The sequence below is a fragment of the Legionella sp. D16C41 genome (assembly GCF_048541585.1).
Taxonomy (GTDB): Bacteria; Pseudomonadota; Gammaproteobacteria; order Legionellales; family Legionellaceae; genus Legionella_C.
On sequence record NZ_CP183303.1, the window covers coordinates 996891 to 1010112 of the forward strand.

Consider the following 13222-nt stretch of genomic DNA (forward strand, 5'->3'; position numbering starts at 1 on the left):
CTATTGGCTTAATAATAAGTATGATATTGGGATTTATCCTTAACCATGAAATTATCAGCTGCAAATAAAGCATTAATAGCGGGCATTCTAGGTACTGTTTTACAATGGTATGATTTTGCGCTTTTAGGCTATTTCTCGCCAGTTATCGCGCAAACTTACTTTCCTGGTAATAATCATTTTATTTCTCTTCTAAGTACCTTTGGGGTATTAGCAGTTGGTTATTTACTAGCACCACTTGGTTCATTGGTCTTTGGCTATTTAGGCGATTATTACGGTAGAAAGCGGGCCTTAACTATAAGTATTCTCGCAATGGCTATACCGACTGCCTTGATAAGTATTATACCTAGTTACAATACGCTTGGTTTGGTAGCGCCTTTGCTAATTACTTTATTACGTATGATGCAAGGATTTGTTGCTGGTGCTGAATTTAGTGGCTCTACTATTTTCTTAGTAGAGCATGCCAAATCAGATAAGAAAGCTTTCTATGGCTCTTTAACAAGCTCAGCTTACAGTATTGGTTCTATGCTAGCAGGCTTAGCAGCTTCTTTTTTTACTGCTTCCTTCATGCCTGTTTGGGGTTGGCGATTAGCCTATGCTATTGCTCTAGTGGCAGGTTTATTAATTTTTTTCTTGCGCCAATATGTGTCAGAGTCACCTGAATTTCAAATTCTTGCAAAACATGAAAAATTAAAAAAGCCTTTTCTTACCGCATTAAAAGAAAAGCCATTGGCTATGATAGGTGTTATGGGCCTGGCATGGCTTGTGGGTATTATGACTTTTGGTACTTATGTTTTTATGACAACTTATTTAACAACCTACTTTGGTTTACCTTTGAGTTTAGTGTCAATAATTATTATTTGTGCTTTAGCACTAGATGCGCTCTTAGAGCCGTTTATAGCATTATTTGCTGATAAAGTAGGGCATATACAAGTTAGTATTATTGGTATCATTAGTATGGCTTTCTTAAGTATTCCTATTTTTTACTTTATAGCGACAGGTAGTGTAGGAAATATCACGAGGGGGTTGCTATTGATGTCTGTATTAATTGCTTTAACTTATGCACCACTTAATGCCTATATGGTATCTTTGTTTCCTAAACAATATCGTTACAGCGGTTTTGGGGTTGCCTATCATCTTGGGTTATCTATTTTTGGTGGTACAGCGCCTATGGTTATGCTATGGCTAATTCATAAAAGTAATAATTTACTCGCTCCAGCACTTTATTATGTTATAGGTGCTTTTATTGGCTTAAATGCCATAGCACTTTGTGAGCGTAGCAAGAGGCAGCAAAGCAATTTACAATTAATAAACCAAAGCGAAGTGACCTATTAAATAGAGTATTGTTCTAAACATTATCTATATTTAAAGTAGAACTTATATAAAGGGGTAAATACAATGATAAAAAAAGATATCGTCATTGTAGGTGGCTCTGTAGCAGGATGTGCACTTGGCGCGTTGTTGCAGCGATTAGATGTAGACTTTGTGATTTTAGAGCGTTCTACCAACTTTAAGAATCAAGGCGCTGGGATCAGCTTATCTGAAAGCTTAATCGATCAATGTATAGCGCTTGATTTATTTGATGAAGATATTTCTCGAATACCCTTGAAAGTGCGTCATTTTATTAGAAAAGATAATAATGGAGAGGAGGCTATATTCTGGACACAGCCCATTAATTCTAGAGCAGTTGAGTGGAGTAGTGTTTATAGAAATTTACGCAAGCGCGTTAAAGAAAAATATTATTGCGCAAAGACCCAAGCGCTTGCAATTAAGCATACAGATAATGAATTTGTTATAGAGACTTCAAAAGATAGCTACCAAACGCAATTTATTATTGGCGCAGATGGAATTAATTCTTTTGTACGTTCGCAATTATTACCTTCTTCTCGACTTAATTATGCAGGTTATATTGCTTGGCGCGGCCTCTTAAAGGAAACTTACTTAGAAAATAAAGACTTATTTAAAGAGGAAGTAAATTATTACTTCTATCCGGGTGGTCATCTTATTTTATATAAAATTCCAACTGAAAATTATCAAGCTACCGGTGAAGTTTTATTAAATTGGGTTATTTATGAAAGCCCAGAGAAACCATTAAACGATTTATTAATTGATAAAAATGGTAAAAAACATGCACAATCGCTACCTTTAGGAAGTTTATCAGATGCTCAAATTGCCTACATTAGAGCATTTGCAAATAAAGTATTGCCTAAATCGATTGCAACGCTTATTAATAAAACTGCAGAGCCTTTTATTCAAGCTGTTTTTGATTTCCAATTGCCAGCTTATACTACTAATAAAGTGATTTTTGTAGGAGATGCGGCCGTAACATTAAGGCCACATAGCGGCTCAGGAGTGCTTAAAGCCTTGGGCGATGCTATTAAAATCTACAATCTTTTACAGGATAATCAAAGTAAAAATTTAAGTAGTACTATGATTGCCGAATGGAAAAAATATCAGGCAAGCGTTATAGCTGAAGAGACAGTTAAGTCAAGGTTAATGGGTGAGGCGCTGGTAGCCAACCCACCCAATTGGTCGATAATGACTCATGAAACAACTGAGCAATGGTGGAATAAGCTTATGGCAGGGAAAAATTGGTACGCCACTTCAAAATAAAATTTTAACGATATGAGAGGATACATTACGAGTAAATAACCTGTTATTTACTCGTAATAGGATTATTAATTACGCGATGTTGAAAGAAGCTTAGAGACATTATCAATTTCAGCTAAATGCTGATTAACCAGCTGTATAGCATCACAATTTTTCTTAATTAAAGCTATATTTTCTTCAGTTGGAGCTGCTAAAGTAATGGTGTATCTACCTTTACAAAATGCATCACTGTGTATAACCCCTGGCTCAATTTGTAATACATAGCCATATGGTACTTCAAGGGCAATAAAAGACCATTCATCTTGCTCGACTTGGCGCCCTATAATAAGTCCGCCTCGACAGCTTGACTCCATAGGAATAAAATAATGTCTAAAATTTTTCATTTGAATCGGAAGGCCACCGCCACATTTTTCATTTAAAATATAATTTTTCAGATAATTTTCATTAAATTCGTATTCAGTTGCATATAAGGTAACATTATCCTGATGATTTAATTCTTCTGATATAGAATGTAAGGAAACGCCATATGTTGTTAGAAGTGCCTTACTAACTGTTCTAGGATCTACAACGGGAAAATCAATTTCTTCAATGTCGCTAAGGATTTGAAATGTATCCAATTTACAAGTCTTGTTAGGGTTAAAAGGTGATAAAACTGATTCTTTAGCTGGAACCCAACGGGCAGCTATTTTTAATTCTGGCACTAAATTATCATCTATAGGCTCATTAGGATGGTTACTACCACCATCTAATTCCATAATATCTTTTACGATAGTAATTGAAGGAAGTATAAGAGAAAAATTAAGCTTTGCGTTTGGTTCTAGGACACTATGGATTTTACAAGTTGTTTTGAGAGGCTCATTAATTAATGAAGTAAGATGAATGATTTCATCATAAAGAGTTAGCCAAATATTAGAATTTAATTCGCCTTGTTTAACACTTTCGGCAGAAACATAAAGTACAGTTTCAAGAAAAAGCTTTGCAGCAATTTGATCGCGTTGATTTTTTCTATGTTTTTTAGTTATTTCTGCTAGCGCGTTATGGGTATTTGGTCGACTGACGTTTTTTACATGCTCCTTATCTTCTTTAATTTCAGCACTAGTAAATGCTAAACTGCTATTATGCAGCCTCGCTGCTACTCTTTCACGAAAACCAACCAATTCTTCATCAACTTCAGTATAATCAGCTACTGAACTTCCATTACTATTTAATAGTTTGTAAAATTCTAATCGTAACTGTTTTAGCTGCTCTTTATTATCTAAATGAGCTTGATGTCTAAGTTCCCTTAAGTTTAATTCATTTAAAATGAATTCCACTTCTTGTTGCTTTTGGACAGAATTGGATTGTTGGTCAAGGCTATCAAGTTTTTCTTTTAGCATGTCATAGTCGATAAACTCAATAGAGGTATCAGGATGGTGTAGGCAGCATGCAAGTCTAAAGAGCTCTTCGATAGACTGTTGATCACCAAAGCGATATAGTGAGGCTGTGCTTGTAAATTCAACTTTAAGCATGTGTTCAAAATTATTGGCAAAATGCTTTAAATCATAAATAAAGATTCTTAGAATATTAGTTAAGTCATCGTGTTTTATAGCTGTGTAGTTTCTTCTAATTAATTGTATTGTTTGACTTGTAATCTGCATACTTTTAATATGGTCTAAGAATTTACTATCGACAAGCTTAAAAAGATTATTGTTGTAAATAAAGTCTAATGTAAGTTTTAAATCCTGCATTACTTTTTCATTTTGCAGCTTATCAAATGGAAGGGTAGCTAATAAAATGGTAGCAATATAGCGGCTAAAATGTTCTAAACAGGCAACAGTTTCTTGCTTAAATAAGTCTTTAGGTTCACTTTCTTCTAAAAAAACTTCGCCTAATGCTAAAATAGAATGAACTGCCATAAGGCCTGAAAATTGCCACCCGTAACTATAATGAGTATGGTAACCACCAGACTTTACTGGATGAAAATGAGGATGTTCGGCGGCACTATTTAAAGAGGAATTAAAAACAGGATTTGAATATTTATTACCTGCGTGATCTAAAACGAACTCAACGCCTTGTTCAGTGCCTGGTTCAAGTAAATCTTTATAAACATTAAAATAATCATAATTTCTTTTATCCCACATGGTTGCTACCATGCATGCCAGTAATTTTCGGCCAGCTTGAGTTGGATGAGGATAAATAACAATATGGTTAATGCCTACCTCTATGCGTTCATAAAAGGGATGTTTTTCAAAATGATAAATATAAAGTTTATCTCTTAAAGCCTCTAAGTATTCTACTCCTTTTTCAATAAATGCAAGTTGCTCAATAGATGTTTGTTGTAACTCGTTTAACTTTGCAGACTGGCTTTGCTCTGATTGTACTGGATGAATTTGAGTTGATAACGCTACATCTTCAGATTGGCTAGATTCAGTAGAAGTTGCAGAAAAAAAACCATGTAAACCTTCATAAGCCGATTTTATTAGTTTTTTAGCATCTTTTTGAGTAAGCATAACAATATCAACTCCAACTTAATATTTAATAAGCTGGAATACTTGCTTACTATGCAAAAACTTCTTTTGCTAATTCTTCCTAAATTAAAAATATCCGCATGTAGCAAGAAATCCAGCAACAAATGGGATTAAATTATACAGTTGGTTTATTAAGGGAGCATTAAATAGCTGATGATTGGTGTAAGGAATTGGTTTAATGAAATATTGCTTAGGATTAATCAACTGGCTTTTTCACTTTCGTAAGTTTATTTATTAAGCTCTTTTTTAATCAAAATAAGGACTTAAGAAATATTTAAACAAAAGCTTAAAAGAGCTGTAAGGATTAAATTTCACCAAGAAAAAACTATAATTTGTGCGAAAATTAAACTTAATATTATCTTAATGATCTAAAAGTATAATAAATGTAATCAAGCTTGTATATGAGTTTTTAATGGAATTAAAAGTCGAAAAAGTAACTCAGTATGAATTACCAGTACCATTATTATATAGTGATCCTAAGAAAGAATTACATGGCGAAGCTTTAAAAAAATATAATTATTATTTAAGCATTTTAGAAACAAAAATTCCAAAATCTATAGAAGTTAATGAATCTCAAGAAGGTAATAAATCTACGAAAGCTAAAACTTTAGCTCCATGGATTGTCTGGGAAATGGGCTTTAATAATTTCTATAAGGAAATGATCTATGATGCATTTAAAGCTTACTATGGGAAAATTGCTCCAGCTGGAATGGAAGTTTATTTCTCTGGCTCTTTAGCAAAATCTCAAGCCACACAGTATAGCGATTTAGATGCCTTTGTTATTTTACCATCATCCGGAAATAAAAAGCAGGATTTAGAACTATTAAAAAAAGTAAAACCTGTATTTGAAGGTATAAATAATTTATGTCAACGTATCTTTTACGATAAAAAGCAAACATTTCCAGACCCCCTGGGTATAAATCCAGCTCGATTTATTGGCACAGTAGAAAATTTATTTACTGCATTAAAAAGTGAAGTAGGAGAAGAACTAGAAGAAGGGGTGCCGAAAGTTGTAGATCAAAATACAATGATAATTGCAATTCTAAGCTCAAAAGCCATTTGGGGTAGTGATGAAAATGGAAAAAGATTAAAAGATAAAATTAGAAAAGATCCGGAGCTTAGTCAATATACAACTGCTAAATATTTTTATGGTAAGGCTGAAGAATTTAAAGCGCCTCAAAAAGGTGCTGAGGAAGCTAATATTAAAGCTCATGTACTACGTCCGTTAGATTTCATTATAATGGGCTTACGGGATGAATTTGAGCTGAATGATGAAAAAGATCTCTCAACAAAACATACTTTAAAATTATTAAAACAACATTTACCTAAATATTTAATTACAGAATTAAGAGGCGTATTTAGAGAGGTAATGCTTAAAAGATTTTATAACCATCAAGCTGAAAAAAGAGAGGATGATGAGTTAAAAATATTACAGGAGGGCATTTACTTATTAGAGAGAATCGAAAAGCTTAGAAAATTAGTAAATATGCGATTAAGCTATTTAAAAAGTACAGATGAAAAGCAGAGTATCAAAGAAAAAGAGATAGCTTTTGAGCAACTCACTAATGAAGTTTTTGCAGACGAAATCGAAAAAGAAGAGTTGAGAAAAGAAAAGCGGCAGGAAAAAATTCAAGTAGAAAATTCAAAGGAAGAAGAAAATCCACGGGAAGGAAAAAACCAGGGAGGAAATCCGCAGAAAGAAGAAATTCTGCAAGAAGAAGAAAATCCGCAGGAAGAAATTAAAGTAATACAGGGAATGCAAGAGGAAAATCGAAGGAGAGAAGAAAAGCAGCAAGAAGAAATTCAAGAAGAGGAGAATCGAAGGAGAGAAGAAAATCCAAGGAGAGGAGAAAATCAAGAGGAAAATCTGCAAGAAGAAATTAAAGTAGTACAAGAAATTCAGGAAGAGGAGAATCCAAGGAAAGAAGAAATTCAAGAGGAAAATCAAAGAAAAGAAAAGCTAAAGGAAGAAGAAAAGCAAATTACTTGGCGAAATATACTCTATCAAATATTAGCTGTATTAGGTACAGCTGGCCTAGGCGCAGCAATAGGTGCCATTATTGGTACCTTTGTTTTCCCAATTCCAGGCGTAGGCACAGCACTTGGTGCGGCTATTGGTGCAGGAATTGGCGCAGGGGCAGGTGGCATGCTTGGCTTTTCAGGCGTTGGTCTTTATAACGTATGGAAAAATTCGCCTGTTTTAGGTACCTCGGTCACTGTGTTAGGCAATACGGCCATGGGTATAGGCCTAGGTGCGTTAATTGGAACGTTTATTTTCCCCGGTGTAGGAACCGTTATTGGTATTGCGCTTGGTGCGGGTTTGGGTGCAGGCTTAGGATTCATCACCAGTGGGCTGGGTAACTTAGTTACCAGCAAGACTAAAGTCGGTGCCGCAGCGGCTACCGGATTGACCTTATTAGGAAGTGCTGGTTTAGGCGCGACCATAGGTGCTATTATTGGCACCTTTATTTTCCCTGGTGTAGGTACGCTTATTGGTCTTGGGCTTGGTGCGGGTTTGGGCGCAGGTCTGGGGCTTGCGGCCAGCGGGATAATTAATTTAGTGAAAAGCAATACTAAACTCGGCGCTGGAGCTAGCACCGGGTTGACTTTAGCAGGAAGTGCCGGTTTAGGGGCCGCGATAGGTTTTATCATTGGCTCGGTTGTTTTTCCTGGTGTTGGTACGGTCCTTGGAACCGCTCTCGGTGCCGGTGTCGGTCTTGCCGTAAGCTCGGTGGCTTCAGGTATTATTAATCGAGTTAAAGGTTACTCCGTGGCTGGTTGGGCACTTGGCACCTTTGGTAGTATGGGTCTGGGTGCCGGTATTGGTGCCCTTATCGGAACTATCTTCTTCCCAGGCGCCGGTACATTGATTGGCGCAGGGGTTGGTGCGGCTATAGGCTTTGTTCCAACCTTGGTGAAATTATGCGTGGAATTATGTAAATTGGGCTACAAAAAATATACAAGTAATAAAATTAAAGAAAAAGGGTTAGTAAGTGAAAAGAATGATTCCCCCGAACATGATCCAGGACTAGATCCACATTTACCGCGCAAAGATGCAACACAGCCCATTATTATACCTGGTACTAACCAAGCAACAGAAGATAATAGCTTTGATAAGCTTGAAGCAACGCCGCCAAGTTGGCACTCCTCATTAGATACTAGTGACTTTCAACGTACACCACCAGAATTAGATATTAACTACTTGCCACGTATGCCACCAACTTATCAAGGCGTGCCTTCCTCTACAGGTATTTTTAGTTCAAGCCAAAAAAATGGTGTTAATCAAGAAAATAAGACTCTAAAAGAAGATCCTCGCCCTCAATAGTTAAAGTAAATCGGGCCTAAGAGCCCGCAAACCTTGATTAAAAATTTATTTAAAAATAAGTAAACTGTTACTTATCTCTTATCACGTTCTGTTGCTTTTTATTGTGACGAATTCACAAGCTTCACCTCTTGGCCATTTTGTAACGCATCTGGTGGATTAAGGATTATACGCTCGCCCGGCTGTAAGCCGTTTCCGATTTCCACTTCATTACCAAAATCTCGCGTAATGGTGACAGATTTTAAAATAACTTTATTGTTTTTATCTACGGTGGCTACTTGTAAGCCTTCTGCTCTAAAAAGTAGAGTATTAACAGGCAAGCGGATTAAAGGATGAGGATGAAAAATAGTTAAATGAACTTGTGTATAACCACCAGCTAATAATTCTCCTTTTTTATTATCTGTAATAAATTGTGCTAATAAAGTCCGCGTATTAGGATCAATAGCATTTGCAGTTTCTAGTAATTTTGCTGGAAAGTATTTGCCTGGGTACTGAGAAAATTGTAATGAGACTTTCATGTCAGGTTTGATACTACTTGTATAATTTTGTGGAATACGTACATAAATACGAAGTGGGTCTGGTTGCACAAGATGAAATAAAGGAACGACACTATTGCCGCTACCGGCATTAATTAAGGCGCCTACGTCTGTTGATCTAGAGCTAATAATGCCATCAAATGGAGCAATGACCCGTTCAAAACCTACTAATTCTTTTAAGCGATCGCGATTTTTTTCAGCTGCAACCACCACCGCGCTAAGTGCTCTAACAGCACTGGCTTTTTCATCAGCTGCTTGCTGCGTTACAAAATGTTGTTTGACTAAGCTTTGCCAGCGCGCAGACGTCACCTCAGCTAAATTACGGTTAGCAATCGCTGTTTGTAAATTAGCTTCTGCTTGTTGTAACTGCGCATCTACTTCTGGAGAGGAAATCTCAGCGAGTAAATCGCCAGCTTTTACATGACTACCAAGATCAACATACCATTTTTTGATATAACCACTTGTACGAGCATAGATTGTTGCTTCATGCCACGCGGAAACATTACCGGGTAAAATAATTTCTTCATTTGCCGGCCCTGATTTAGCAATCATGGTTTTTACGATAACTAATGCTTGCGCTTTGGTTTCCTGACGTAAATTTTTTTCTGCCTGTATCCGAAAAAATAACATTATAGCTAATATAATAAAGAGCAAGGTAATGACTAAAATTATCCGGTAGCGACTTTTTTGGTTACTCATAATTATGTGCCTGTTCTAGCTTTGCGTCCGTGAATTAGGCAAAAAACAGCTGGTACAAAAAATAAAGTAGCAACGGTTGCAAAAGAAAGCCCACCAATAACAGCTCGACCTAAAGGCGCATTTTGCTCACCACCTTCGCCCAAACCTAATGCCATAGGAAGCATCCCAATAATCATAGCAAGGGCGGTCATTAAGACCGGCCGAAGACGAGTTTTCCCGGCTTCAAGTGCTGAAGCTATGGCATCATGCCCTCCTTCACGCATATATTGCCGCGCAAAGCTAATAACTAATATACCATTTGCCGTTGCAACACCCATACACATAATGGCCCCGGTTAAAGCAGGGACACTTAGCCTCGTTTGAGTAAGAAATAATATCCAAACAATTCCAGCTAAAGCGGCTGGTAGCGCTGTAATAATAATAAAGGGATCAACCCAAGATTGAAAATTAATTACCATTAATAAATAGACTAATAAAATTGAAAAAGCCAACCCTAAATATAGTCCCGTAAAGGCCTGCTCCTGTGTTTGCGCTTGGCCACGAACCACAATCTTAGAGCCTTTAGGTAGATTTTTTTTAGTGTCTGTAATAACTTTATTAATTGCTTTGGTAACGGCTCCTAAATCTCGTCCTTCAATGGCTGCAAAAATATCAATCACTGGCTGGGCATTGTAGTGTGATTCATCTGCAGGAGAGATCATGCGCTTAATAGTTGAAACAGCGCCTAAAATTTGTTGATTCTGATTACTAGAGCTTGCAATAGGAATATTAAGTAAATCTTGTATAGAAATAATATTATATTGGGGTATTTGAGTAACCACAGGATAGGAAACGCCGTTTTCAGGGCTTAGCCAGAATGAAGGGGAGGTTTGAAAGCTACCTGATAAAGAAATTAATAAATTAGTTGCAATATCTGCCTGACTTAAGTTTAGATCTTCAGCGCGACTCCGGTTAACATCGACAAATAAAGTAGGGTAATTAGTAGCTTGCTTAACGCGGGCATCTACAATACCTGGAATTTGTTTAAATTGAGCAAGAAGTTGATTAGCATATTGATAATTGGCTTTTTTATCTAAGCCAACTATTTGAATATTAATAGGTGAAGGTAAGCCAAAATTAAGAATTTGATTGACAATATCAGCAGGTAAAAAAGCAAACGTTACACCTGGAAAATTTTTCAATAATTGCGGGCGCAATTGTCTAATATAGTCAAATGAGTTTTGATGATTGCTTTTTAAAGAAATTAAAATATCCGCATCAGCAGGTCCGATAGTTCCAGAATTACTATAAGATAGATTAATACCACTTACAGGCAAACCAATATTATCTACAATACTTTCTAGTTCGTCTGGAGGAATCACTTTTCTAATTAAGGTATCAACATTATCGACTAATCGGGCTGTTTCTTCTACCCGAGTTCCTGTTGGAGCACGTAAATGTAGTTTAATTTGGCCGGCATCAACGGTTGGAAAAAAATCCTCACCTAACCAGGCCCATAAGAATAAAATAGAAGCTAGCAGGAAGCTTAAAAAATAAAGAATAAAAGAAATTCGATGTTCTAAAACTTGCGCTAATTTCAGCTGATAAAATGCACGAAATTGCTCAAAGCGAGCTTCAAACTTTTGATGAAATTTAGCAAAATAATTACGAGGTTTAGCATTTGGGTCATGTTTTTTTAACAAGTATTTAGCTAAAGTAGCTACTAAAGTACGCGATAAAATATAAGATGCGAGCATTGCAAAAATGACCGCTTCTGCTAAGGGTGCAAACAAATATTGGGCAACTCCACCAATAAAAAACATAGGCACAAAGACAATACAGATACACAAGGTGGAAACTAAGGCCGGAATAGCAATTTGCTCTGCACCATCCATAATAGCTTTTTCAATGTCTTTACCTTGCTCTAAGTTCCAATTAATATTTTCAATTGCGACTGTTGCATCATCAACTAAAATACCAACTGCTAAGGCAAGTCCTCCTAAAGTCATAATATTAATCGTTTCACCTAGTGCTGATAAAACCACTAAAGAAGCTAAAATGGATAAAGGAATAGATAGGGTAATGATAAAGGTACTGCGCCAACTGCCTAAGACAATTAAAATCATTAGTCCTGTTAAGGCTGCAGCAATAACCCCTTCTCTAATAACGCCTTGAATAGCGGCTACTACGAAAATGGATTGATCACCAAACATAGTTAAATTTAAACTCTGCGGTAAAGCTTCTTTCATTTGTGGTAAAAGTGCTTTAATGCGATTAACTATATCTAAGGTAGAGGCGTTTCCTGTTTTTTGGATAGACATCATTACTGCGCGTTGACCGTTTACTCGCACAATATTAGTTTGAGGTCCGGATCCATCGCGAACATGAGCAACATCACGAATATATAAAATACCACCAGGAATTTTTTTAAGCGGTAAATCATTTAATTCTTCAACTTTAAGCGTACTAGAATTAAGTTTTATTAAATACTCATAAATACCCATTTTTTCTGTTCCGGCGGGAATGATGAGATTTTGTGCATTAATGGCTCTATTAATATCTTGCGGTGTAACACCATAGGTTTGCATCGCTTTTGGATTAAGATCAACTTGAATTTGTCGGACTTTGCCACCATAAGGGTAGGGAAGCGCAGCACCCTGAACTGTCGCTAATTGAGTGCGAATAAAATTATTACCTAAATCATTTAAACGCTGCTCAGGTAACGTTGTACTCGATAAGACTAACGACATTACGGGAACTGTAGAGGCATTATAACTAAGCACTAAAGGAGGTAAGGTGCCAGGAGGAAATTGCCTAAGCATAGTTTGGGCAATAGCTGTAACTTGGCTTAAGGCAACCGCAATATTTGTTCCCTTTTGAAAAAATAATTTAGTAACACTAACTCCCTGCAACGATTCCGATTCAATATGCTCGATATCATTAACCGTTGTAGTAACTCCGCGCTCAAAAATACCGGTAATACGATTAGCCATTTCATCGGGTGGCAACCCGGTATAACTCCAAACGACACTAACTACGGGAATATTAATATTTGGAAAGATATCAGTGGGAGTACGTAGAATAGCTAAAGGTCCAATGATGAGTAAAATCAAGGCTAAGACAATGAATGTATAAGGACGAGATAAAGCAACCCACACTAACCACATAGCCATCCATGGTATGAAAATAATAATTAATTAGTATAGTACAAGTCTTTGTAATTGATAGATTTTGTGGAAATTTACAGCACTATGAGTAATGTAAATTTCTTTGTAACTTTCTACTATAGCCTATGTCCTGCGGCTTGTCCGCCGGATTCACCGTGACAGTTTGATTGCTGGATACCGCGAACAAGTCGCGGTACGTAGGCCTTTTTTATCTTAAGATGAGATAACCTAAGTCCAATCTATCTCAGCCTACGTCCGGCGACTTGTTCGCAGGATCCAGCAAAGTAGCCGTGGACTGGATACCGCAAACAAGTCGTGGTACGTAGGTCTTTTATTTATTTAGGTGCGATGACTTAAGGTCAACCTATCAGAGCACCCTATTCTATCGTTAGCCTACGTCCTGCG

At 36.6% G+C, this 13222-nt stretch carries 6 protein-coding genes; 3 read left to right on the forward strand and 3 right to left on the reverse strand.

The genetic code is table 11. From position 1 onward, the window contains the following. The first annotated feature begins 45 nt into the window (after positions 1 to 45). Positions 46 to 1332 carry an MFS transporter gene (locus tag ACNVED_RS04375; RefSeq protein WP_419420544.1) on the forward strand — a complete coding sequence of 429 codons (1287 nt, stop codon included), beginning with the start codon at positions 46 to 48 and terminating at the stop codon, positions 1330 to 1332. A 63-nt stretch (positions 1333 to 1395) separates the two neighbouring features. Continuing rightward, on the forward strand, positions 1396 to 2610 hold the full coding sequence (locus tag ACNVED_RS04380) for a hypothetical protein (protein WP_419420545.1): 1215 nt from the start codon (positions 1396 to 1398) through the stop codon (positions 2608 to 2610). A gap of 65 nt (positions 2611 to 2675) precedes the next feature. Here the strand turns inward: ACNVED_RS04380 and ACNVED_RS04385 are convergent, their stop codons facing one another. Then, complete coding sequence (locus tag ACNVED_RS04385; protein WP_419420546.1) at positions 2676 to 5096, reverse strand: hypothetical protein; 2421 nt, start codon at positions 5094 to 5096, stop codon at positions 2676 to 2678. Between the two features lie 430 nt (positions 5097 to 5526). Between ACNVED_RS04385 and ACNVED_RS04390 the strand changes: the two genes are divergently transcribed. Then, entirely contained in the window at positions 5527 to 8439 is a 2913-nt protein-coding gene (locus ACNVED_RS04390; RefSeq protein ID WP_419420547.1) for a hypothetical protein, read from the forward strand. A gap of 98 nt (positions 8440 to 8537) precedes the next feature. Here ACNVED_RS04390 and ACNVED_RS04395 read toward each other — a convergent pair whose 3' ends face one another. Both ACNVED_RS04395 and ACNVED_RS04400 read right to left on the reverse strand, forming a co-directional pair. Next, positions 8538 to 9671, reverse strand: coding sequence for an efflux RND transporter periplasmic adaptor subunit (locus ACNVED_RS04395; RefSeq protein WP_419420548.1), 1134 nt, complete (start codon positions 9669 to 9671; stop codon positions 8538 to 8540). Positions 9672 to 9673: 2 nt separating this feature from the next. Continuing rightward, positions 9674 to 12817 (reverse strand): efflux RND transporter permease subunit, encoded by a 3144-nt coding sequence (locus ACNVED_RS04400; protein ID WP_419420549.1) that lies wholly within the window; start codon positions 12815 to 12817, stop codon positions 9674 to 9676. Between the last annotated feature and the right edge of the window lie 405 nt (positions 12818 to 13222).